This window comes from Citrobacter sp. RHB20-C16, assembly GCF_013890155.1.
GTDB lineage: Bacteria > Pseudomonadota > Gammaproteobacteria > Enterobacterales > Enterobacteriaceae > Citrobacter_A > Citrobacter_A amalonaticus.
In genome coordinates this window covers 2,285,234-2,307,440 of sequence record NZ_CP057630.1, presented here as the reverse complement: position 1 = coordinate 2,307,440, position 22,207 = coordinate 2,285,234, and the positions used below count along the sequence as shown (strand labels likewise).

General features: G+C 55.2%; 22 protein-coding genes. 9 read left to right on the top strand and 13 right to left on the bottom strand.

Going from position 1 to position 22,207, the window contains the following annotated elements:
• The first annotated feature begins 8 nt into the window (after positions 1–8).
• A complete protein-coding gene (locus HVX64_RS11095) occupies positions 9–1,619 on the top strand; it encodes an FAD-NAD(P)-binding protein (protein WP_044254701.1) in 1,611 nt (536 codons plus the stop codon).
• A gap of 83 nt (positions 1,620–1,702) precedes the next feature.
• The gene (locus tag HVX64_RS11090; RefSeq protein ID WP_090050030.1) at positions 1,703–1,843 is read left to right on the top strand and encodes a hypothetical protein; all 141 of its coding nucleotides are present in this window, start codon (positions 1,703–1,705) and stop codon (positions 1,841–1,843) included.
• Between the two features lie 118 nt (positions 1,844–1,961).
• Here HVX64_RS11090 and HVX64_RS11085 read toward each other — a convergent pair whose 3' ends face one another.
• Positions 1,962–2,153: a hypothetical protein gene (locus tag HVX64_RS11085; RefSeq protein ID WP_044254704.1), complete on the bottom strand. Its 192-nt coding sequence runs from the start codon at positions 2,151–2,153 to the stop codon at positions 1,962–1,964.
• Positions 2,154–2,385: 232 nt separating this feature from the next.
• On the opposite strand from HVX64_RS11085, the gene HVX64_RS11080 reads away from it, so the two are divergent.
• The 4 genes from HVX64_RS11080 to HVX64_RS11065 are packed head-to-tail and all read left to right on the top strand — an operon-like array spanning position 2,386 to position 5,485.
• A complete protein-coding gene (locus tag HVX64_RS11080; RefSeq protein WP_043000822.1) occupies positions 2,386–3,219 on the top strand; it encodes an ABC transporter substrate-binding protein in 834 nt (277 codons plus the stop codon).
• 1 nt (position 3,220) lies between these two features.
• Positions 3,221–4,039, top strand: a complete 819-nt coding sequence (locus HVX64_RS11075) for an amino acid ABC transporter ATP-binding protein (protein WP_043000823.1) — start codon at positions 3,221–3,223, stop codon at positions 4,037–4,039.
• The gene (locus tag HVX64_RS11070; RefSeq protein ID WP_172961336.1) at positions 4,036–4,818 is read left to right on the top strand and encodes an amino acid ABC transporter permease; all 783 of its coding nucleotides are present in this window, start codon (positions 4,036–4,038) and stop codon (positions 4,816–4,818) included. Before HVX64_RS11075 ends, HVX64_RS11070 begins: the two co-directional genes overlap by 4 nt.
• The gene (locus HVX64_RS11065; RefSeq protein ID WP_044254710.1) at positions 4,808–5,485 is read left to right on the top strand and encodes an amino acid ABC transporter permease; all 678 of its coding nucleotides are present in this window, start codon (positions 4,808–4,810) and stop codon (positions 5,483–5,485) included. The genes HVX64_RS11070 and HVX64_RS11065 overlap by 11 nt, the downstream gene beginning before the upstream one ends.
• 4 nt (positions 5,486–5,489) lie before the next feature.
• Here the strand turns inward: HVX64_RS11065 and ydhT are convergent, their stop codons facing one another.
• The 9 genes from ydhT to ttrS form a co-directional block, all read right to left on the bottom strand.
• Positions 5,490–6,299: a protein YdhT gene (gene ydhT, locus HVX64_RS11060; protein WP_044254713.1), complete on the bottom strand. Its 810-nt coding sequence runs from the start codon at positions 6,297–6,299 to the stop codon at positions 5,490–5,492.
• Positions 6,300–6,302: 3 nt separating this feature from the next.
• Positions 6,303–7,088 carry a thiosulfate reductase cytochrome B subunit gene (phsC, locus tag HVX64_RS11055; RefSeq protein ID WP_044254716.1) on the bottom strand — a complete coding sequence of 262 codons (786 nt, stop codon included), beginning with the start codon at positions 7,086–7,088 and terminating at the stop codon, positions 6,303–6,305.
• Positions 7,085–7,753 carry a 4Fe-4S dicluster domain-containing protein gene (locus HVX64_RS11050; protein ID WP_044254719.1) on the bottom strand — a complete coding sequence of 223 codons (669 nt, stop codon included), beginning with the start codon at positions 7,751–7,753 and terminating at the stop codon, positions 7,085–7,087. The genes phsC and HVX64_RS11050 overlap by 4 nt, the downstream gene beginning before the upstream one ends.
• A 50-nt stretch (positions 7,754–7,803) precedes the next feature.
• Positions 7,804–8,454 carry a YdhW family putative oxidoreductase system protein gene (locus HVX64_RS11045; protein WP_044254721.1) on the bottom strand — a complete coding sequence of 217 codons (651 nt, stop codon included), beginning with the start codon at positions 8,452–8,454 and terminating at the stop codon, positions 7,804–7,806.
• Between the two features lie 9 nt (positions 8,455–8,463).
• Complete coding sequence (locus tag HVX64_RS11040) at positions 8,464–10,566, bottom strand: aldehyde ferredoxin oxidoreductase (RefSeq protein WP_043000828.1); 2,103 nt, start codon at positions 10,564–10,566, stop codon at positions 8,464–8,466.
• A 20-nt stretch (positions 10,567–10,586) separates the two neighbouring features.
• The gene (locus tag HVX64_RS11035) at positions 10,587–11,213 is read right to left on the bottom strand and encodes a ferredoxin-like protein (protein ID WP_043000829.1); all 627 of its coding nucleotides are present in this window, start codon (positions 11,211–11,213) and stop codon (positions 10,587–10,589) included.
• A 446-nt stretch (positions 11,214–11,659) separates the two neighbouring features.
• Positions 11,660–11,869 (bottom strand): fumarate hydratase FumD, encoded by a 210-nt coding sequence (fumD, locus tag HVX64_RS11030; RefSeq protein WP_044254724.1) that lies wholly within the window; start codon positions 11,867–11,869, stop codon positions 11,660–11,662.
• A gap of 93 nt (positions 11,870–11,962) precedes the next feature.
• A complete protein-coding gene (ttrR, locus tag HVX64_RS11025; protein WP_044254727.1) occupies positions 11,963–12,565 on the bottom strand; it encodes a tetrathionate respiration response regulator TtrR in 603 nt (200 codons plus the stop codon).
• On the bottom strand, positions 12,540–14,312 hold the full coding sequence (gene ttrS, locus HVX64_RS11020) for a tetrathionate respiration histidine kinase TtrS (RefSeq protein ID WP_155985535.1): 1,773 nt from the start codon (positions 14,310–14,312) through the stop codon (positions 12,540–12,542). Before ttrS ends, ttrR begins: the two co-directional genes overlap by 26 nt.
• Positions 14,313–14,491: 179 nt before the next feature.
• Between ttrS and ttrB the strand changes: the two genes are divergently transcribed.
• From ttrB to ttrA, 3 genes are read left to right on the top strand one after another with little or no spacing between them, the layout of a single operon-like run.
• Positions 14,492–15,220, top strand: coding sequence for a tetrathionate reductase subunit TtrB (gene ttrB / locus HVX64_RS11015; protein WP_043000833.1), 729 nt, complete (start codon positions 14,492–14,494; stop codon positions 15,218–15,220).
• Positions 15,220–16,242 carry a tetrathionate reductase subunit TtrC gene (gene ttrC, locus HVX64_RS11010; RefSeq protein WP_099434105.1) on the top strand — a complete coding sequence of 341 codons (1,023 nt, stop codon included), beginning with the start codon at positions 15,220–15,222 and terminating at the stop codon, positions 16,240–16,242. The genes ttrB and ttrC overlap by 1 nt, the downstream gene beginning before the upstream one ends.
• A complete protein-coding gene (gene ttrA / locus HVX64_RS11005) occupies positions 16,235–19,300 on the top strand; it encodes a tetrathionate reductase subunit TtrA (RefSeq protein ID WP_044254730.1) in 3,066 nt (1,021 codons plus the stop codon). Before ttrC ends, ttrA begins: the two co-directional genes overlap by 8 nt.
• Positions 19,301–19,392: 92 nt before the next feature.
• Here the strand turns inward: ttrA and HVX64_RS11000 are convergent, their stop codons facing one another.
• From HVX64_RS11000 to HVX64_RS10990, 3 genes are read right to left on the bottom strand one after another with little or no spacing between them, the layout of a single operon-like run.
• A complete protein-coding gene (locus HVX64_RS11000) occupies positions 19,393–20,205 on the bottom strand; it encodes a MetQ/NlpA family ABC transporter substrate-binding protein (protein ID WP_043000836.1) in 813 nt (270 codons plus the stop codon).
• A gap of 21 nt (positions 20,206–20,226) precedes the next feature.
• Positions 20,227–20,895, bottom strand: coding sequence for a methionine ABC transporter permease (locus HVX64_RS10995; RefSeq protein ID WP_043000837.1), 669 nt, complete (start codon positions 20,893–20,895; stop codon positions 20,227–20,229).
• On the bottom strand, positions 20,888–21,910 hold the full coding sequence (locus HVX64_RS10990; protein ID WP_043000838.1) for an ATP-binding cassette domain-containing protein: 1,023 nt from the start codon (positions 21,908–21,910) through the stop codon (positions 20,888–20,890). Before HVX64_RS10990 ends, HVX64_RS10995 begins: the two co-directional genes overlap by 8 nt.
• Positions 21,911–22,207: the final 297 nt, after the last annotated feature.

The window sequence follows — 22,207 nt, the reverse complement described above, 5'->3', positions numbered from 1 at the left end:
ACAGGAGTATGAAAAAAATCGCGATTATCGGAGCTGGCCCCACAGGCGTCTATACCTTTTTCTCATTACTAAAAGAGGAGCAGCCACTGGAGATCGTCGTTTTTGAACGCGGAAACCGGGCAGGAATTGGTATGCCTTACACCCATTCTGATAATAGTCCAATGATGTTGGCAAATATTGCCAGTATTGAGGTCCCACCTCTTTTTGACACCTGGCTTGAGTGGTTGCAAACCCAGGAAGCGCAGTACCTTGCACAATTTGCCGTTAAGAAAGAAACGCTGCACCAGCGTCAGTTTCTGCCACGCATTCTGCTCGGCGACTATTTTCGCGCGCAGTTTTTGCAGGCCGTCCACCACGCAGAAAATCGAGGATTTAAGGTGAGGTTGTACGAATCCTGTGAAGTCACGGATGTCTCAGCTGTGTCCACTGGCGTACAACTCTGGACCGATCAACACACGGAGCCGCTGCATGTCGACTTAGCAGTGATTGCCACGGGACACGTCTGGCCGGACGATGACGAATCCACGCACGCATTTTATCCCAGCCCCTGGTCCGGCTTGATGGACGCGGACGTGCCCGCCGCCAAAGTGGGCATTCTTGGAACCTCATTGAGCGCTCTGGATGCCGCAATGGCGGTTGCGGTACAGCATGGAACCTTTCACGAAACAGAGGAACATCAGGTCAATTTCACACTGAATAAAGGCAGTGAAGCGCTGGAGATTACGCTGATGTCCCGTTCCGGCATTTTGCCGGAAGCCGACTTCTATTGTCCTATACCCTATGAACCGCTGGAGTACGTTACCGATGAGGCTATTCAGCGCGAAATCGCTGCCGGTTCAACAGAACTCCTCGATCGCGTTTTTAGACTGATGCAGCAAGAACTCGCCTTAGCCGATCCCAAATGGGCCAGGCAAATGTCGCTCTCCTCACTGGATGCGGATAGCTTTCCCGTCGCGGTGTTTGCCGACAGAGCGCGCAGCGATCCGTTCGAATGGGCGGCCGCAAATCTGAAAGAGGTCGACGAGAATAAGCGTAACAAACACACCGTTGCCTGGCGCTATACCTTGCTGCGTTTACATGAAAAGGTTCAGGAGATTGTTACGCACCTGAATGAACAGGATAGTGAACGATTTAACGTCGGTCTCGCTCGCGTATTTATTGATAATTATGCGGCGATCCCCTCAGAGTCAGTTCGCCGAATGCTGGCGTTGCACGCAGCCGGTATTCTGCGCATTCTCACGCTGGGACAGGATTACAGGAAGGAGATAAAAGCGGATCGCACTGAGATTACGACGCACAACGATCGCCTGTCCTTTGACGTATTCATCGATGCACGTGGCCAAAAACCCCTGAAGACCAAAGACTTACCGTTCCCGCGATTACGCCAGCAATTACTGTCGTGTGGAGATGCAATTCCGGACGTTGGCGATGATTACACGCTTCAGGCACCAGAGAACGTTCGCGGACGAATTGCCTTTGGTGCCTTGCCCTATTTAATGCACGATCGGCCCTTTATCCAGGGACTCGTCGCCTGCCAGGAAATTGGCAACGCGATGGCCAGGGCAGTATCAAAACCGGCTTCCCGCCTGCGCAGACGTTTATCGATTTACGATCGCTAACGCCGCACGCATTGTGGATGCATCCAGATTCCTATTTGCTCTATACTTGTTGGAAGTCAAAAACGAGCGAAGAAAGGTGAATAATGGAAATTGATCTCGATAATCTGGTCTTTAACGGACTGGAAGAGGCGCAGGAACGTAATGCTGAACGTCTGGACGATGCGGACAAAAAAGCAGAATCGGTGATTGCCGATGATGACTGCGGCGACGCCTGCAAAATCTGATTTGTTTCAGCCTACCGCGCAGTTCTGCGCGGTAGTTCCTTCAACGTCTTTTATTTCCTTTGCATCTCCGTGGTGAGTGCAGATTTCATTCCAGTACACCTCGCGCATCCGACGGTGTTCAGCGTGTTGTTTGATCACGAAACCACTCCGGGTCAATGTTAGCAATGTCCACGCCGTACAGGCTGGCGACAGGAAGAATGGACTCCACAACGCGCTGCAGATTGACCTCTGCACCGGGCTGTCGGGTCCACTTTGGCGTGATGGCAACTCGCATCCAACGACGCGCCATCTGCATGTTTACCTTCTCCATCTCCGGCTCCTCTGTTTTGTCAGGTGCTTTTCATTGCAGCGCAAACCGCACAAAAAATGAAATGCGAATTCTGCGCACCGTTATCTGTTTTTGTTCGTTAGTAACCCTTCGTTAACACACTGTTCACTAATAACTTTTTGCATATAAATAAGACTTTTTTCTTCTTTTGCTGCGGGTTCGGGTTGTGGGAGCGTAAAAGGACAAACCAATAATTTCAGGGATATCAAAGAAAATGATGGCAACGAAAACACAACGTACGAAAAAAACGATTCTCGCCCTCGGCGTCATGCTCGCCACGAGTTTTTTGAGCATTCAGGCGCAGGCCGATCAACTCGCTGATATCAAGGCCGCAGGCGTGGTCAAGGTTGCGACGTTTGACGCTAACCCGCCGTTTGGCTCCGTCGATGCGAAAACCCATCAGATCGTGGGTTACGATGTTGATTTCGCTCAGGCGCTGGCAGCATCACTGGGTGTGAAACTGGAACTGGTCGCCACCAATCCCGCTAACCGTATTCCGCTGCTGCAATCGGGGAAAGCCGATCTGATCGTTGCTGATATTACGATCACCCCCGAGCGCGCCCAGGTCATCGATTTCTCTGTGCCCTACTTTGTCACCGGTCAGCAATTCCTGGTGCCTGCCTCGTCACCCGATAAGCTGGATGAGTACAGCCGCGCACGCATTGGCGCAGTGAAAGGAACCACCGGTGAGCAGGCGCTACATCAGCGGTTCCCGCAATCCCGCGTGCTGGCCTATGACGATATCCCGCTGGCGTTAACTGCCCTGCGCAACGGCAACGTGCAGGCTATCACTCAGGACTCCACTATCCTGGCGGGTTTGCTCAGTGGCGCACCGGACAAAGCGCAGTTTAAAATCCTGCCGGATTTACTCAGCAAAGAGGAAATCGGCGTGGGCGTGAAGAAAGGCGAACCGGCGTTGTTGAAAGCGGTTAACGATGAATTATTGCGACTCGAATCCAGTGGGCAGGCAGGCAAAATTTATGATGTCTGGTTTGGCCCGGAAACGAAAAATCCGCAGCCGCGCGCCTTTAAAATTGAGGCCAGATAAGATGCTGGCTGGTTTATTCACCCCGTCCGCAGCCGGAGCTGCGGATTTCCACACATTGCGCCAGGCGCGAGTTGAGTTACGCGACGTGGTGAAAGCGTACGGCGATCACCGGGTACTCAACGGCGTCAGTCTCACCGTCGAACCCGGTGAAGTTGTGACTATTCTTGGCCCCTCGGGATCGGGGAAATCGACCCTGATCCGCCTGATTAACCAACTGGAATCATTGAGTGGCGGCGATATCTTTATTGATGACAAACCGGTCGGTCAACTTAAGGGGGCCGCGCTGCGACAGCTGCGTAGCCGCATTGGTTTTGTATTCCAGCAGTTCAATCTGTATGCCCATCTGACGGCGCAGCAGAATATCACCCTCGCGCTGGAGTACGTCCACGGCTGGAATAAAACCGACGCTACACAACGCGCTTATGCCCTGCTGGAACAGGTTGGGCTGGAAGAGAAGGCTGGCGCTTATCCGGCACAGCTTTCCGGCGGTCAACAGCAGCGGGTGGCGATTGCCCGCGCGCTGGCCTCTTCGCCGCAAATTCTCCTGTTTGATGAGCCCACCTCTGCTCTCGATCCGGAAATGATCGGTGAGGTGTTACAGGTCATGAAACGTCTGGCGCACAGCGGTATTACAATGATTGTGGTCACCCACGAGATGCATTTTGCCCGTGAAATCGCCGACCGGGTGGTGTTTATCGACGGCGGCGATATTCTCGAAATCGCCTCCCCGGAGGCCTTTTTTACCCGGCCGCAGCACCCGCGCACCCAGCGTTTTCTGCAAAAAGTGCTGGATCCGTTGCATCAGGAGTTATCACGATAATGCCGTCAATGGACTGGCAGGGAGTGCTCACCGGCCTGCCCCTGCAATGGATCCTCTCCGGATTTCTCACCACGCTGTGGGTCAGCGCCGCAGGCATTTTCCTCGCCACGCTGCTGGCCATTTTGCTGTTAGCCCTTCGTCTTTCCGGCCATCGCATGGGCCGTCGCCTGGTGGCTGGTTGGGTATCGCTGTTTCGTAACACCCCGCTGCTGGTCCAGTTGCTGTTCTGGTACTTCGCCGGCTGGAACCTGCTGCCGCGCAGTTTTATTGCTTTTGTCAACGCAGAGCATGGCTGGTCAATCCTGCCCGGCAACGTCTGGTGGCTGACCCCCGAGTTTCTTTGCTCAGCGTGGGGACTCGGCGTCTTTACCTCGGCATTCCTGGTCGAAGAGGTCGCCTCCGGGTTACAGGCAGTCTCCGCCGGACAACGCGAAGCCGCGATCTCACAGGGATTTTCCTCATGGCAGACCTTCCGCCATATCCTGCTGCCGCAGGGACTAACCAATGCCTGGCAACCGGTGGTGGGGCAATATCTCAACCTGATGAAACTATCGTCATTAGCCAGCGGGATTGGCTTTGCGGAACTGACCTACCAGGTTCGCCAGATTGAAAGCTACAACGCCCATGCGCTGGAGGCCTTTGCCGTGGGCACTGCGCTTTATCTGTTCGCCGGCGTGGCGTTCGGTCTGCTGTTGACCCATCTGGGGCCCGCCCCCCGACTGGAAAAAAAGCCGCAACTCCGCCGGTTCCGGTTCAGGAGTCCCCAGCATGATCGCTAATATTGCGGTGATAACCGACAATCTGGATTATCTCCTGTGGGGACGACTGGCCGACGGTCAACCTGGCGGTGTATTGTTGACCCTGATGATGGCGCTGGGTGCGGCGGTGCTGGCCTTACCTGCCGGTATTGCCCTTGCCGCTCTCGCCTGGCGTTTTCCGGGCGTTATCCGTAAGGGATTGTTCATCTGGGCAGAGCTCATACGCGGGATACCACTGATCTTCGTTATTTTCTGGATGTGGTATCTGCTCCCTATGCTTACCGGCAGCGATCTGCCCGGTGCGGCAACGGTGACGCTGGCGCTGGCCTGGTTTACCGCTGCGTCGGTGATGCATTCTGTGTACGCGGGACTCAACGCACTACCCGCCGGACAATATGATGCGGCAGTGGCGCAGGGTTTTAGCTCTGTTCAGGCATTAAGAAGGGTTCTGCTACCGCAGGTGTTACGCCATATCCTGCCCTCCCTGACCGGGATATGCATTGGTCTGCTGAAGGACACATCGCTGGCGTTTATCGTCAACGTACCCGAACTGACGACGGTGGCGGGACAGGTTAACAGCCGGGAACAGATTTACCCGGCGGCTATCTTCATCTTTACGGGCCTGGTCTACTATCTGCTTTGCTACGGGCTGGAGAAAGCGACCCGGCGACGGTTTGCGCTTCGTTGAACGATCAGCACTCAACAAACTGGTGCGCATCGTCGAGTCGGTATTTCACACCGGCGCGGATCCCGGCTTCACCTTCAACCGCGACGGCGAAACGCATGCGTTTGCCGTCATGATACGCCAGCGCCGCGCAGCCGCCCGGTCCCAGCACGACGGAATCCACCACCCCGCTACTGGCAACAATCGCGTTATCGCCGTTACAGATGATATGCACATTATCGCCGCTGTTAGCGATTTTTGCATTGGCGCCAAAACAGACTATCTGGCTCAGGTCGCCGTTACTGGCGACATGGTTTCTATCACCGAGCGAACTCACCCGCACACGCATCCCGCTGCTGGCGATCCGCGTTCCGTTACCGGCACTACTGATTCGCGTTGAGTTCCCTGCCACAGCCAGCCGCGCGCGATCCCCGGAACTGCTGATATGGCTGTTGTAGCCAACGCTGCCAATGCGCACGCAGTAACCCGCACTGGCAATTTGTGACGCATAGCCTGCGCTGGCGATCTTCATGTTATCACCCGCACAGCCCAGATTCGCGTTATCACCCGCGTTCGCCACCTGCTGATCGCCCATTGAGGCATCTGGCCGCGCCAGTCGCGACATGGCGGAGATATCCTGGCGGGCAAAATTTTCTTCATCCAGCCAGCGCGACCAGGCGTATTCCACCAGGCTGTTCGCCCAGTCGAGATAACCTTCGCGACTCAACGCCCGATGCACATCAGCGTAGTTGCCGCCTTCAGGAAAACGGCGCAGAAACCAGCGGTACATCACCGCGCCAACCCGCCAGTTGCGTAAATCTTCTCGTGTGATCAGCATACGTTAATGCCGGTGATAGCCATCGACCATGCAGCGGAACGTCTCGCCAGGCGTGCGGCCCGTAGTGCACAGGTAGAGGTGACCAAAAATAAAGAACAGGCTGATGATTGCCAGCGCGAAGTGCGCCTGCAACAACCAGTAGCGTACGCCGGGGAACAGGTCGCCCACGACCTGCGGATAGAGCGCCAACAATCCGCTCAGCAGCAACAATGGCAACAATCCGTACATCACCCCGACATAGGCCGCCTGCTGTAACGGATTAAACTTCGAACGCGGTGTTGCCGGGAACGGATGCGCTTCCCCCTGCATAATGCCGAACAGATAGAAACGGGTCTGTTTCATCGCTCGCGCCACCCAACCCTGGGGACGGATAATGTAATGATGACCGTTCCCGCCCAACGCATTGATCAGCACGAAACCGACCCAGCACGCCAGCAGCAAAAATCCGCAGACTTCGTGCACCGTCAGCAAGCTTTTCATTACCGCCGCGCTGACCAGAGAGAAATGGTTGATTAGCCCGCTACCGAGCAGGAGTAAAAACAGCAAGGCATTCGACCAGTGCCACAAGCGTACCGCGCGAGAATACAGGTAAACCTTCTCACCATGCCCGGCGGCTGCCTTGTTGGCCGCGCGAAAGCGAAGCCAGGCGTGTAACCCCAGCACCAGCCACATCGCTACCAGCAGAAGTCCGGCGATCACCAGCCAGACGGGCCAATACTCGGGAGAAAATACCGGCACATAATTTGCCAGTTGGGCCTGGAACTGTTCAGCATTCTGCGACGCGTTCATACATTATCCTTTTTAATCAAATGTTGACCGAACCGACGATACAGATGGGGTTTGCCCGCGCCCGGAAGTTGATACTGGTAATAGTTATTTTCCTGTAGCCAACGCTGGATGTCCGGGCTGTCTTCGCGTCCAAACAGCAGCGCATGTTCCGGGCAGGCGGTCACGCAAATGGGCGGAAAACCTTTTGCCAGTCGCGACTCGGCGCAAAAATCGCATTTGTCCGCTACTTTGGTTTGCGGATTCAGGTAACGCACCTGATAGGGGCACGCGCCGATGCAGTAACTACAGCCAATGCAGCGCGAACTGTCGACACGAACGATCCCTTTCTCATCGCGCCACGACGCACCGGTCGGGCAAACCTCAATGCAGGGCGCATCATCGCAGTGCTGGCAGGAGTGACGGAAGTAGTGATACAGCGTCTCGTTGTCATTATCTGAAACGGGAATATGCGCAATCGACAGGCGACTTCCCTGCGCGGGAACATGATTCGTTTTGCGACAGGCGCGGGTACAGATGTTACAGCCATTACATCGCGATTCATCATGGATCATGACGTAACGAACGGGGCCGCTGGCTGTTGTCTTCGCCAGCAGCGTCTGGCCGGGTCCGCTGAAGAAAATGACCGTTCCCATGCCAAGCACAAATTTTCGTCGAGTGAAGGACATCTTGTTATCCTCTAATGCTGTGGTCGCGCTCGTCCACGCTTTCCATGAATTCAGGGATTCTGAAACTGCTCAACTTCCAGCCATTCGCACAAGCCGTATGCTTTGCCGTAACTCATAAAGCGTTCGCTGAATAAATACGGCACGTCGTTCGACGACGAGACCGGGCGAATATCGGCATAGTCGGGGTGCGTTTCAATCGCGGCCAGCGCGGCTTCTATCTGCTCAGGCGCGAAACCGTAAGGCGATTGTTCCAGCATGGCGATTTTGTACGGACGCGGATAGGTCTGACAGTCAAAGCGCACCGCCAGTGCGATTGCCCGACAGATATCCTTTTCCACCACCTGAACACACATGCCGGCATAGTTGGCGGTCATGGTCTGGGTTGAGTAGTAATATTCATCCTGAGAGCCCTGCACACAGGCGATATCCTCGCCGGCGAGCCCCTCTTTGAGCGTGTCCAGTAGCGGTGTGAGCGCCGCCTCTTCTACGGAGTACGGCGGCTGCAAGAACAGCTCGCGCGCGACAAGCTGGCCGTTCGCCGAATGCTGGCGGATAAAATCCGCCATAATCTCAGCAGGGCTTTCTGCTACCGCCTGTTCATCCGCGCAGGCTATCGGCTCATGTCGCCCCTGCAACCACTGCCGCTTTTCGAGATCGACATCCGGCGCGATAAGTTGGCTCACTTCCTCTGGTTGGCTCATTTTTTTTCCTTACGCCGGCAACAGATTCTGCGCGGCCAGGTCATCGGCGACATCTTCCAGGCCGAGTCGATTCAACGTCTCACGCGTCGGGCAGCCCAATTCAGGGTGCCAGCCCATCTCTTTATAAAACAGCGTCAGGGATTCACGCATATCGTCGCGGTCCATCTTGTCGGTGCCTTCGCTAAAGACCGGAATCTTCGGATCCTTATCAAACACCCACGAGCAGATCAGATCGTGCGCATTGCGCATATCGTTGGTCTGCATCAGTTTCACCGTGTAGGCGCGATGTAGAGTGAAAATACGTTCTGCGGCTAAATCGAGACTGGCCTGAGTGGTTTCATCACCGGTTACGGCCTGAAAGAATTTGGCTTCCAGATCGAGATCCCCGCGATAGTTGCGACTTTTCAGCGGCGACACGGTCATCGGCCAGACCCAGTTACACAGCGTGACAGCGTTATGCAGGCACACTTTCAGCAACGTCCATTTGGCATATTTAATTTTTGCCGCGTTGATGGGCGTGTAATTTTTCGTTTCATCGTAGGCGTCTGGTGAACCAAACAGTTCCGCGGCGACTTCCCGCTGGAGTGTTAAAGGCAAACCCGAGCCGATGAAATTGATGTGGGTGTGGGTCATACAATCGCGGTTGAACATGCAGTTGGTGATGGCCCCCACCTGCGCCGAGGCTTCGTTGGCGTGGTGAACCGGAAAACCAAACGGTGACCACAGTTTATTTTTTTCATACGCCCAGTATTCATCACCCAGTTGCCAGCGCTCGGCAATGGCATACGACCCATCCGCCAGATGGCTAAGTTCACCCACGCGATGCGCCAGACGATAATAGAAATCCTTGATGAAATTCGGATCGCCCGCTTCCAGTTGATCCCAGCGGATCTGGGCATATTCTTCCGCCGGCAGGACGCGTTTAAACACCCCTTTGCTGTAGCAATACGTAAAGTCGCGGTGCAACTGGCCGTAGTTACACCAGATACCGTAGTCATCAAACAGATTCAGACCCACCAGGTTGCCGATGACCCGGCCATCGCCTTTGTCTTCAAAGTCCTTCGGACCGTTCGGGAAAATGGTGGTATGGACGAAGTTCGCCACGCAGGTATTCCCGCCGGTGCTCGGCACGCCAAAGTCCTTCACGCGAGGAATGTTCATCTGCGTCATGCAGCGAATCGGACAAGAATGGCAGCCGCTCATTTTCACCGTGTACTTTTCCGCTGCCGGACCTAAATCGAAGACCGATTTGTAGGTCCTGAAGCCGACGGTGTTCTGATTACCCGGCGGGATCTCGCCGGTCTCGATCGGCCCACCTTCCGCCGCGCCCCAGAACAACCCTTTGCGTGCAGTCCAGCGTGACGCGGGCGAGGAATATTCCGCCCATGCCTGCGGTGTGCTGGGCACAACATGGTTATTATTCGCGCCAATCAGCTCCGTCATCATGTAATCATTCAACCGCTTCATCTCTTTGCGATCGGCAATGTTGACGCCTTTGGTCCCTTCCACGGCGATGGCTTTCAGATTTTTCGACCCCATCACCGCGCCGGTCCCTGCGCCACCGCTGTGGTTGCGGCTATTGAGCATACAGGAGAGCGGCACGAGGTTTTCACCCGCCTGACCAATCGCCGCCACGCAGGTTTCTGGTGACGTCATCCGGCAAATTTCTTCCGTGGTTGCACGGGTGCCTTTCCCCCACAGAAAATCGGCTTTTTCAATCGTGACCTTGTCGTCTTTAATATTGAGCCAGACGGGGGATGCCGCCTTGCCTTCAATGATGATGGCGTCATAGCCGGCAAATTTCATTTGTGCGGCAAAAAAACCGCCCATATGTGCATCGACAACCAGATTGCCTTTTGTGAATGTAGAGAGCGACGTGATATTAACGCGAGAACTGCATGGAGCGCCGGATCCGGTAAGCGGTCCCGTCGCAAAAACTAATTTATTGCCTTCATCAAAGGGTTTAGTGCCAGCGGGAACTTCGTCGTACATAATTTTGTAGCCGAACCCCATACCGCCGACAAATTTTTTAAATTTACTGGAATCTTCAAGGGTAATATCGCCTGTTGTAAGATTGACCCGTAAAATATTACCTGTCCAACCGTTAGCCATAATGTTTTCCTTTGCAAGATTCAAACAGTAATATCTTTCCACTCGATGATTTTTAATGCCCCGGTCGGGCAGGCACTGGCGCACTCACCGCATAACACACATTTTGATGATTTCTTCGTTTCGGTATTGACGGTGGCCATCATCCAGGGACACGCGGTAGTACAGGCGCTGCAACCGATACAGCGTCGGTGGTCAACGGCAATGCAACCGTCTTCCTGGCTCCAGGTAATCGCCCCAATGGGGCACACCTTCATGCACTGCGGATCTTTGCACTGACGACAGGTGTCCGGGGTGTAGTTCAGATCGCCATACAGGCCGCCGCCGGAGCCTGGTCCCTTGTCGCCAAAGAAATAATGACGGTGAATTTTAATGCGGGAAAAGAAGGTGCCGACGGCACCATCATTGTAATTGGTACAAGAAATTTCACAGCGATGGCAACCGGTACAGCGGGCGCGTTGGGTTACCAGCACCCCTTTCGGCGTGGAGATCAACCCCACGGTGCCGCTATCGATATCTTCTTGCTTACAGCCAAAAAGTGACAGTAACGCGGGCGCGATGGTTAACCCTGCCAGGCCTTTTCCTGATATACGCAGGAATTCCAGCCGCGTTAAGCCAGTATCTAATAATGGACGATCAACCTGGTTCATTTATTTTGCATCCTCTTCGCAAACGCAGTGCCGACAACACGTCCCAGGCTGATGCTAATTATGCTGAAACAGAGCCTCTGATGTTGCCTCCCACAGCTGAAGTTCTGCCATAACCGGATTGCATAAATAACGCAACTTAACGCAAATAAACTAATCCTTTAGGGTTAGGCGAAATAAATAATGGGAGTTATTGGTAGGTATGACTTTGATCATTATCAATTAAAAATGGGAAGGGAAATATTAAATGCGTAGTGATATTTATTATCATAAAGACAGTGAAACACTGTTCCACCAGATTACAAATAAATGTGAAATTGTTCCCAACTATAAATTAAAAAGCGGCCGTGATATATTAAAAAATATAGCGAATTAGCCAATAACGGTAATATTGCCCCTGAATAATTCGCGTTTCAGGAAATAAGGGATGCGTTCATCCCCTAATGCGGTTAGCTGGCCAGCGCTTTGATTACCGTTTCCATTGCCTGTTTTTCGAGGTCGCTACGCTGAATACGCTGGTTCGCCAGTGCGGTTCTCAGTACCCCGGCAATCACGATATGTTTGGGTTCCTGTCCCAGATCGCGCATTTCCAGCACCACTTTGCCAACCACTCTGCACATCTCACGGTACAGTTCATCGTCTTTTGTCAGGTTTCCCATTATTGTCTCTCATTGCTGGTCCAGTTAAACAGCATATATCAGACTGCAGGCGATGACAAAAAACAAAGAAAATCAAATAAATAACTCGCGGTACTATTCAACGATATGCGTTTCTTTCAATTGTTGCCATTTGTTGACCAGTGCCGCCAGATTTGCCGCCTGCATTTTTTCCATCACCCTGGCGCGATGTACTTCTACCGTGCGTACCGCGATGTTCATCACCTGCGCAATCTCGCGGTTAATCAGTCCATTAACGACGAAACCTGCTAACTCACGTTCTTTTGCCGTAAGTGCGCGATAACAGGTGATGATCTGTTGTCGGGCTACGGCCTGTTCCGATACCACCAGCGCACGCTCCAGCGCCGTTTGCAGCGGTCTGGCACTGACCGGTTTTTGCAAAAAGTCTACCGCCCCCTGCTTCATCTGCTCGACGGCCATCGGCACGTCGCCATGTCCGGTCAGAAACACCACTGCCAGCGTACTTTCGCGCTGGCGCAACACCGCATGGACATGCTTACCATCCATGACCGGCATCCGCATATCCAGCAGCAGTACACCCGTCTGATACAAATCGGCCTGCGCAAGAAAAACAGCCCCTTCTTCCCAGCACGTGACCGGATAGCCCAGGCTCTCCAGAAGAAAGGCGCAGGCATCGGTGACCGCCACATCATCATCCAGTAAATGAATTATCGTCATTGCCGCTCCTGTCCTCCCGTTGAGTAAAATCCAGTACAACCGCCACGCCAGGCAGCCCGTCAGGCGCGGTCTGATTTCGCAGGTTAATCTCTCCCTGACCGTAACGTACCAGCCGCTGACAAATCACCAGCCCCAGTCCCATCCCCTCTTTCCGACTGGTTTTGAAGGGCTGAAAGGCTTGCTGCAATAAGGCATCGTTGATACCGCCGCCATTATCCTGCAACGTCATGTGCACGCCCTGTGTCGACGCTGAGGCGTCAATCCACAACGCGGTGGCACCCGCCTGCGCCGCGTTGAGGATCAGATTAGCCAGCACCTGCTCCAGCAAAACCGGCGGCAGCAACATCGTCAACGCGCGATCGATATTGCTGTGTAAAATTAACATCGGAAACTGCTGTGCCATGCGTAACAGTTGCCAGACATGTTGAACCGCCTCGCGAATGCTGATGTTCTCCCACTCTTCCGTGCGGATCGGGCTTCCCTGAGCCTGACTCACCCAGCGCCGCAAATTACGCAGCGTCTCGGCCCCGCGCTGCGCCTGCCGATCGATATGCTCGAGCGCAGGCAGTAACGCGTGCGCCGGATCCTGAGACTGCAGGCGAATCAGGCTGCCCTGCGCGTAATGGCGAATAGCCGACAGCGGTTGATTTAGTTCGTGCGCGAATCCGGAGGTCATTTCGCCGAGAACGCTCATCTGCCTGGCCGTTTCCAGCGCCTGCTCCTGCTGGCGCAACTGGACGCTGTTGCGTTCAAGTTGTTTACCACGGCGACGAACCAGCAGCATCACCCAGATGTAGTTCAGGGTCAGCAAAAGCAGGATCAGCGCAGTCCCGCCCATCAGCCACTGATGTTGTATCAGCCAGCTTTTCACATCCAGCCATAAGCGTCGCTGCTGTGGATGCTGCTGTACGTCGCGCAGTAACGCCTCCACCTGGCTGGTCGACGCCGGCGCCCCCCAATGGAAAGCGGAGGTGTCAGGTGCAGCCAGCAGCGCGCGGGTGACGCGATCGGCCAGCGCATCACTGACCGCAGGCAACGCGGCAAACGACCAGTCAGGATAGAGCGGCGTACTGGCTAAACAGGCAATATTTCCGGGACGGTTGAGCACCGCGACAAAATCGGTTTTATCAACCAGTCCCTCTTCGTCCATTTTTTCCAGCAGGCAGACCGGAACAATCACCGCCTGCACCGCGTTTTCACGGAGTAAATAAAGAAGCGCATCGGCTGGAAAACCAGTAAAACGCAGGTTGAGGTCGCGCTCCGGGCGCAGGCCGGCGTCGCTCAACGCTTTGTATCCCAGCAGGTAGCCGCCGAACGCCTGAGAATCAATGGCCCCCACTGTTTTACCGATCAGGTCGTGCACGCTGGTGATACCGCTGTCGCGCCGGGCAAGGATCGCACTGCCAATGACGTTCCCCGTGCCGCGCGCAGAACGCAGAGACGCCAGCCAGCGCAGCGGTGAATGGCTGTTCAGTTGCACAAACTGTGCCGGGTTGGTCACCACAAATTGTACGCCTGCGTTGTTGACCGCCGCCTGCATCTGGTGCAGATCCAGCGGCAGAATGTGGAACCGTTCTCCGGGAATCTGCTGATTAAGCTGCGTTTCCAGCGCCTGCCAGTGGTTACGGGTGGAGACCTCACCCCGCATCGCCAGAATCCCGATATTCCATGCGCCCGCCAGCGAAGCGCCGCTGAACATTAAGGCCGACGCCAGCAGCGTCAGCCTCATCACCTTTTTACCTCTCACACCCTTATCCCCGTTGATTATGTTGTTTTAGATCAACAACCCGCCGGGTATGTGGTTAACCACAATAGAGCTGCCCCCGCCACGATTTTTACACTGTAAATCATCGACATTCTTTATTCATCACACGCAACCCAACGGCGTGACAAATGTTTCGTTGTTGCCTTGAGACGGGAGAAAAAATGGACAGCAGTAAACGGCAGTTTCTCCAGCAACTGGGCGTCCTGACCGCAGGCGCGTCGCTGGTTCCACTGGCGCAGGCGAAATTTTCTTTTTCACCTGAACGCCACGGCGGTTCCACACAGCAGCGTTACGCGATGCTTGTCGATCTGCGCCGCTGCATCGGCTGTCAGGCCTGCACCGTCAGTTGCGCGATTGAAAACCAGACGCCGCAGGGCGAGTTCCGTACCCATGTGAATCAGTATCAGGTCCAGGTGGCGGATGAGGTGACCAATGTGCTGTTACCGCGTCTGTGCAACCACTGCGACAATCCGCCCTGCGTACCGGTTTGTCCGGTGCAGGCCACCTTTCAACGCGAAGACGGTATCGTCGTGGTCGATAACACCCGCTGCGTCGGTTGTGCCTACTGTGTGCAGGCGTGTCCTTATGACGCCCGTTTTATCAATCATGAAACGCAGACCGCCGATAAATGCACGTTTTGCGTCCATCGTTTAGAGGCCGGACTTCTCCCCGCCTGCGTGGAGTCCTGTGTTGGAGGCGCGCGCATCATCGGCGATATCCGCGATCCGCAAAGCCGTATTTCGCAATTAATCCGCACCCATCATGACACCATCAAGGTGTTGAAACCGGAAAACAACACCGTGCCCCATGTCTTCTATCTGGGACTGGATGAGGCGTTTGTCTCCCCGTTGATGGGCCGCGCACAACCCGCACTCTGGCAGGAGGTCTGATAATGTCACCCTTAATCATTGAAGAGGTGCTGACCCGTCCACAGGCGGTGAGTTGGCTTCCCTGGGCAGTACAGTATTTCTTTTTCATCGGTATTGCCGCCTGCGGGGCGCTGTCTGGTGCCGTCCTGCACTGGCGGAAAAAGGATAATCCCGCCCTGGAAAACCTGACGCTGCTGATTACGCTAACCTGCGCAATCACCGCACCGCTGGCGCTAACCGCCGATCTCCACCAGACAGCCCGTGTCTGGCATTTCTATGCGTACCCTACGCCGTGGTCATGGATGCCGTGGGGCGCCCTGTTTTTGCCGCTGTTTACCGCGTTCCTCGGACTCTGGTTTCTGGCGCAGGTTTACAGGCAACTCACTGGTAAAAGTTACGCTGTCACAAAATGGTTCGCGTGTGCCAGCGCGCTGACCGCGATAGGCTTGTTGCTCTATACCGGGCGGGAAGTCTCTGTGGTGCAGGCTCGCCCCGTCTGGTTCAGTTATGCCTTTGTGCTGGTGATGTTCCTGAGTGCGCTACAAACCTTTTTAGCGTTGTTAATCGTCGGGCTGCGCGATGATTTTCCAACGCAAAAGCGCCTCGCGCTCGGACAACTGCTGACACTGCTCGCCCTTGCAGCCGTCATTATTTTCTGGGTCTGCGGCGATACGCTTTCCGGTATGGCCATCCGCCAGTGGCTGGCAATCTCCGCATCGGCACGCCATTACGCCTCAGGCTGGCTGGCATTCTGGCTGATCTCATTGCTGTTTAGCGTTATCGCCCTGCGTCGTCCGCTGTCATTGCCTCTGCGTAGCCTGCTGGCGTTGAGCGCGATGGCGCTATGCTGGCTCATGCGCTGGACGCTGCTGATTCAGGGGCAGACGCTGCCGAAATTCAACGCCCAGTTCAACCCATACGCCCTGCCCGCCGGAACCGACGGTTGGCTTGCCATCCTCGGCACCTTCGGCCTGTGGATAGCGCTGCTTATTATTATTCGCGAAAGCGTGAACGGACTCGCAAGGAGACTGCAACATGGCTAATTTAACCCGTCGTCAGTGGCTCAAAGTCGGCCTGGCCGTCGGCGGTATGGCGACATTCGCCCTCAGCTATCGTGACGTCGCGAAGCGTGCCATTGACGGCTTGATCAACGGCACCTCGGGTAAAATCACCCGCGACCACATCATCGGTAACGCGCTGATCCCGGAAGCCAACGCGCACCCGCGCTGGCAGCAGAATACGCAGCAAACCATCGCCATGACCCAATGTTTCGGTTGCTGGACACAGTGCGGCGTCAGGGTACGCGTTGATCAACAAACCAACCGGGTGCTACGTATTGCCGGCAACCCGTATCATCCGCTTTCTCATGAGCATCATATTGACGCGTCGGTGCCATTCAGTACGGCGATGGCGCAACTGGCGGGCGAGAACGGTCTTGATGCTCGCTCGACGGCCTGCGCCAGGGGCGCGACGCAACTGGAAGGTCTGTACAGCCCGTTGCGTATTCTTGAGCCGATGAAACGCGTCGGTAAACGCGGCGAAGGTAAATGGCAGCGCATCAGCTTTGAACAATTGATCAATGAAGTGGTGGAAGGCGGCGACCTGTTTGGCGAGGGTCACGTTGACGGCCTGCGCGCCATTTACGCCCCGTCGACCCCCATTGATCCGCAACATCCGGGGTTTGGTCCTAAATCCAACCAGCTTCTGGTCACCAATACCAGCGACGATGGGCGTGATACATTTCTACGCCGCTTTGCTCTCAACAGTTTCGGTAGCAAGAACTTTGGCGCGCATGGCTCCTATTGTGGACTGGCCTATCGCGCAGGTTCTGGCGCGCTGATGGGCGATCTCGATAAAAACACCCACGTAAAGCCCGACTGGGATAACGTCGAGTTCGCGCTGTTTATGGGCACCTCGCCCGCACAGTCGGGCAACCCGTTTAAACGCCAGGCCAGACAGCTTTCCAGCGCACGCCTGCGCGATGATTTCAGCTATGTGGTCGTCGCCCCGGCGCTGCCGTTAACCACCGTGTTAGCTGACGATCACGGTCACTGGTTACCCGTGATCCCCGGCAGCGACTCTGCGCTGGCGATGGCAATGATCCGCTGGATTATCGAAAACCAACGCTACAACGCCGATTATCTGGCGCTGCCCGGCGCAAAGGCCATGCAACACGCTGACGAGAAGAGCTGGACCAACGCCACGCATCTGGTGATCGCCGACGATCTTCCCGGACTGGCGGGACAGCACTTAACGCGTCGCCATCTGGACCCTTCCGCGGCCAATGATCCACTGGTTGTTAATGAACACAACGAGCTGGTCCCCGCCAGTGATTGTCTGCACGCCACGCTGTTTGCCACGCGCCAGGTCACGCTCGCCGACGGACGTAGCGTGACGGTGAAGAGCAGCTTCCAGTGTCTGAAAGAATCGGCGGAAAAAATGACGCTCACGCAGTACAGCCAGCAGTGCGGTGTGGCTGAGGACAACATCATCGCGCTGGCGGATGCCTTTACCCGTCACGGACGTAAAGCGGCGGTCGTCACCCACGGCGGCATGATGGCAGGAAATGGTTTCTATAATGCGTGGGCGGTGATGATGCTGAACGCGCTGATCGGCAACCTCAGTCTGGAAGGCGGCGTCTTTGTCGGCGGCGGAAAATTCAACGGCGCAACGGACGGCCCACGCTACAACATGGCGAGTTTTCAAGGAAAGGTGAAGCCTAAAGGGCTGAGCATCGCGCGAAGCAAAACGGCGTATGAATCTTCTGAAGAGTACCGTGACAAGGTCGCCGCCGGGCGTTCCCCCTTCCCGGCTAAAGCACCGTGGTATCCGTTTGTCGCCGGTCAACTGACTGAGTTGCTGAGTTCCGCGCTGGAAGGGTATCCGTACCCGCTGAAAGCGTGGATCTCCAACATGACCAATCCCTTGTATGGCATACCCGGTTTGCGCGCGGTGGCTGAAGAAAAGCTGAAAGATCCGGCACGGTTGCCGCTGTTTATTGCCATCGACGCGTATATGAACGAAACGACGGCCCTTGCGGATTACATCGTACCGGACACGCATAATTTCGAAAGCTGGGGATTCAGCGCGCCGTGGGCTGGCGTCGCCAGTAAAGCTACCACCGCTCGCTGGCCGATTGTTACCGCTGCCACCGCCACAACCGCCGACGGTCAGCCGGTTTCGATGGAGGCATTCTGCATCGCGGTGGCAAAGCAACTGCATCTGCCGGGGTTTGGCGACAATGCGATATCCGACAGCGCAGGGAACCATTATCCGCTCAACCGTGCCGAAGACTACTATCTGCGCGTTGCCGCCAATATCGCGTTTATGGGGAAGGCCCCGGTCGCCGAAGCGGTAACGGAAGATATTGAACTCACAGGCGTCCGCCGCATTATGCCCGTCATTGAGCAGACGCTAAAGGCAGAAGAAGTGCGTCGGGTGGCGTTTATCTACTCACGCGGCGGGCGTTTCGCACCGGACAAGAGCGGACGGGCAGAAAACCGGGTCGGCAACGCGTGGGAAAAACCGCTGCAAATCTGGAACGCCGAGGTTGCCGCTCATCGTCATGCTATCACTGGCGAGCGCTACAGCGGCTGTCCGGCGTGGTATCCGGCAAGACTCTCTGACGGACGTTCGGTGGACGACCTGTTCCCGCTGGCACAGTGGCCGCTCAAACTTATCTCGTTTAAGTCCAATACCATGGCCAGTGCGTCTGCGGTAATCCCACGTTTGCACCACGTTAAGCCGGTCAATCTGGTGGCGTTGAACCCGCAGGACGGTCAGCGTTTCGGGCTTTCCCATGGCGACACGGTGCGGATCACCACACCGGGTGGACAGGTTGAGGCGCAAATTAGTTTGCTGCACGGCGTAATGCCTGGAGTCATCGCGATCGAGCACGGCTATGGGCATCGGGAGATGGGCGGCGCGCAACACACGCTGGACGGTGAACCGCTGCCGTTTGATGCGAAAGTGAAATCGGGGATTAACCTGAACGACCTGGGATTTGCCGATCCGACGCGAAAAATCAGTAACACCTGGCTGGACTGGGTGTCCGGCGCCGCGGTCCGTCAGGGGCTGCCAGCAAGAATTGAGCGGGTCTGACACTTGCACGGATGGCAATGCTCGCGCGTTTTACCCGGCCTACAGGACAACGTAGGCCGGGTAAGGCGAAGCCGTCTCCCGGCAAAAACGGATCAGTTATTCACCGGAATGACCGCGCCTTTGTATTTGGCGCGGATCCACTCCTGAATCTCTTTTGAGTGCAGGACGTTAACCAGTGCGACGATATCCTTTTTCTTCTCGTCGCCACGATGTACGGTAATGATGTTGGCATACGGGTTGTTCTCACCGCTTTCCACCGCGATCGGGTCGTGGACCGGATCCAGACCAGCGTCGATAGCGTAGTTGGCGTTAATCACCACCGCATCACCTTCATCGTTGTTGTACATTTGCGGCAACAGCGCGGCTTCCACGTTAGGCAGGAACTTCAGCTTCTTCGGGTTATCCACGATGTCGCTGATGCGTGCGGTCACTTTGTCCACGCCCGGCTTCAGTTTGATTACGCCCTCTTTCTCGAAGATAGACAGAATACGCCCCTCTTCCGACACCGCATCACGCATGATGATTTTGCCGCCTTCCGGCAGATCCTTCAGTGATTTAACCTTTTTCGAATAGATGCCGATAGGCTCAATGTGGATGGCGCCCGCACTGACGAAATCGTAGGTCTTATCCCCGGCATGGTCTTTCAGCACACTGTTCAGATAGGGAATATGCTGGAAGTAGTTGGCATCAATCTCACGGCCCGCCAGCGCGGTGTTCGGCAGGATGTAGTCCTGGAACGGTTTAATCTCCAGATCGATCCCCTGTTTCGCCAGAATCGGTTTGGCCTGTTCGAGGATTTCGGCATGCGGTACGTTGGACGCGCCCACGGTCAGCGTGTCCGCCCAGGAGGCGAAGCTCAGGGCACTTAAGGTGGCTGCGGCGAGAAGTGTCAGTGATTTTTTCATGATAATGGTTTCCGTATTTTATTAGCGTTTATCTAACAGAGAAGTGATCACATCGCCGCAGAACTGGATAATGAAGACGATAACCAGAATGGTCACTGTCGCCACCAGCGTGACGTCGTTGTGGTTGCGCTGGAATCCTTCCAGATAAGCCAGATTCCCTAAACCACCTGCCCCGATCACCCCAGCCATCGCGCTGTAACTGACCAGCGCAATCAGCGTCACGGTGATACCGGACACCAGAGCGGGTGACGATTCAGGTAACAAAACCCGAAAAATTAAGGTGCCAAGACGAGCGCCCATTGAACGTGTGGCTTCAATGACGCCCTTATCCACTTCGCGCAGGGCGATCTCAACCAGGCGCGCGTAGAATGGCGCGGCACCGACAATCAGCGCCGGTAAGGCGGCATTCGCGCCAAGAATGGTGCCGACAATCGCTTTGGTAAACGGGATCAGTAAGACGATCAAAATAATGAACGGGATCGAGCGGAAAATATTCACCACCAGCGAAATGCCGCTGTACAGCACACGGTTCTGGAACAGCCCGCCGCGTGCGGTAAGAAACAGCGCCAGTCCGAGGACGATACCGAGAACAAAGGTCGCAATCCCGGAGAGCGCGGTCATGTACAGCGTCTCCTGAGTAGCGGCAAACAATTGATCCCATTTCAGATGGGGAAACAGATTCTCAGCCATGTTGAATCACCTCACCGTCAATGCCGCTTTTTTGCAGGTCGTCCAGAATGTTATTGAGTTGCTCTTCCGACGCCACCACGTGCAGCCACAGCTGGCCGAACACGCCATGCGCCGTCTGGGTCATTTTGCCGTGCAGGATATTGAATGGCAGACCGTAGCGCAGGGTCAGTTCGCCAACGATCGGCTGATGCGTGCTGTGCCCGGTAAAGGTTAATTTAATTACCGTGCCGCCCAGTTCGCTCGCCAGTTGCGGGTTAAAGGCTTCTTCATCAGCATACTGTCCCACCTGGCGGACAAACTGCCGGGTAATCGGCTGTTGCGGATGCGTGAAGACGCTCAAGACGTCGCCCTCTTCCACCACCTGACCGTTCTCCATCACTGCCACACGATCGCAGATTTTGCGCACCACGTGCATTTCGTGGGTGATCAACACAATCGTCAGTTGGAAGCGGCGGTTGATATCAAGTAGCAGATCAAGAATTTGATCGGTTGTTTGCGGGTCCAGCGCCGACGTGGCTTCATCGCACAGCAATACATCCGGGCTATTGGCCAGCGCGCGTGCAATCCCCACGCGCTGCTTTTGCCCGCCGCTCAGCTGTGACGGAAAGGCATTTTCGCGCCCCGTCAACCCTACCAGTTCAATCAGTTCCGCCACGCGAGCCTGAATTTTTGCTTTTGGCGCACCGGCGATTTGCATTGAAAAGGCGATGTTGTCGCGCACGGTGCGCGACCACAGCAGATTAAAATGCTGGAAGACCATGCTGATTTTCAGGCGCGCCTGGCGCAGCGATTCGCCGCGAGCGGCAGTAATATCATGACCGTTGATGGTCACGCTGCCCGCGGTTGGTTTTTCCAGCCCGTTGAGCAGACGAATCAGGGTGCTTTTCCCGGCACCGCTGTAGCCAATAATTCCGTAAATCTGTCCCTGCTCCACGGTCAAATTGACATTATCAACCGCAGTAATGGATAGCCGGCCTGGCGTGAACACTTTCGAAATATTTTTCAGGACAATCATGTCGTTTGGGTATCCGCGGCTGCTTATTGTTATCCTGCCAGTGCTTTCAGCTATTTAGCAGTATGGATGTCCAAACGAGTGTAATCAGGGTAATTTAGATTTGAAATGATTTAAAAGTCATTTGTTATAACTTGAAGGAATAAGTTGGGTTGCGCAACACAGCCTGGTTTTTGCGTTTGCGCAATTGGCAGACACGACTTGTTTAATAACAATTTGTTGTGTAACTGCCTGGATGTATTCTGAAACACCGTTTCCATTTTCCTTTTGTGTCTGTTTCAGCGTATAATGCGTGACAAT

Excerpts from the sequence above, each read along its gene's own strand:
- HVX64_RS11095 (WP_044254701.1), top strand. The coding sequence starts at position 9 with ATGAAAAAAATCGCGATTATCGGAGCTGGCCCCACAGGCGTCTATACC.
- HVX64_RS11090 (WP_090050030.1), top strand. The coding sequence starts at position 1,703 with ATGGAAATTGATCTCGATAATCTGGTCTTTAACGGACTGGAAGAGGCG.
- HVX64_RS11085 (WP_044254704.1), bottom strand. The coding sequence starts at position 2,153 with ATGGAGAAGGTAAACATGCAGATGGCGCGTCGTTGGATGCGAGTTGCC.
- HVX64_RS11080 (WP_043000822.1), top strand. The coding sequence starts at position 2,386 with ATGATGGCAACGAAAACACAACGTACGAAAAAAACGATTCTCGCCCTC.
- HVX64_RS11075 (WP_043000823.1), top strand. The coding sequence starts at position 3,221 with ATGCTGGCTGGTTTATTCACCCCGTCCGCAGCCGGAGCTGCGGATTTC.
- HVX64_RS11065 (WP_044254710.1), top strand. The coding sequence starts at position 4,808 with ATGATCGCTAATATTGCGGTGATAACCGACAATCTGGATTATCTCCTG.
- ydhT (WP_044254713.1), bottom strand. The coding sequence starts at position 6,299 with ATGCTGATCACACGAGAAGATTTACGCAACTGGCGGGTTGGCGCGGTG.
- phsC (WP_044254716.1), bottom strand. The coding sequence starts at position 7,088 with ATGAACGCGTCGCAGAATGCTGAACAGTTCCAGGCCCAACTGGCAAAT.
- HVX64_RS11050 (WP_044254719.1), bottom strand. The coding sequence starts at position 7,753 with ATGTCCTTCACTCGACGAAAATTTGTGCTTGGCATGGGAACGGTCATT.
- HVX64_RS11045 (WP_044254721.1), bottom strand. The coding sequence starts at position 8,454 with ATGAGCCAACCAGAGGAAGTGAGCCAACTTATCGCGCCGGATGTCGAT.
- HVX64_RS11040 (WP_043000828.1), bottom strand. The coding sequence starts at position 10,566 with ATGGCTAACGGTTGGACAGGTAATATTTTACGGGTCAATCTTACAACA.
- HVX64_RS11035 (WP_043000829.1), bottom strand. The coding sequence starts at position 11,213 with ATGAACCAGGTTGATCGTCCATTATTAGATACTGGCTTAACGCGGCTG.
- fumD (WP_044254724.1), bottom strand. The coding sequence starts at position 11,869 with ATGGGAAACCTGACAAAAGACGATGAACTGTACCGTGAGATGTGCAGA.
- ttrR (WP_044254727.1), bottom strand. The coding sequence starts at position 12,565 with ATGACGATAATTCATTTACTGGATGATGATGTGGCGGTCACCGATGCC.
- ttrB (WP_043000833.1), top strand. The coding sequence starts at position 14,492 with ATGGACAGCAGTAAACGGCAGTTTCTCCAGCAACTGGGCGTCCTGACC.
- ttrA (WP_044254730.1), top strand. The coding sequence starts at position 16,235 with ATGGCTAATTTAACCCGTCGTCAGTGGCTCAAAGTCGGCCTGGCCGTC.
- HVX64_RS11000 (WP_043000836.1), bottom strand. The coding sequence starts at position 20,205 with ATGAAAAAATCACTGACACTTCTCGCCGCAGCCACCTTAAGTGCCCTG.
- HVX64_RS10995 (WP_043000837.1), bottom strand. The coding sequence starts at position 20,895 with ATGGCTGAGAATCTGTTTCCCCATCTGAAATGGGATCAATTGTTTGCC.
- HVX64_RS10990 (WP_043000838.1), bottom strand. The coding sequence starts at position 21,910 with ATGATTGTCCTGAAAAATATTTCGAAAGTGTTCACGCCAGGCCGGCTA.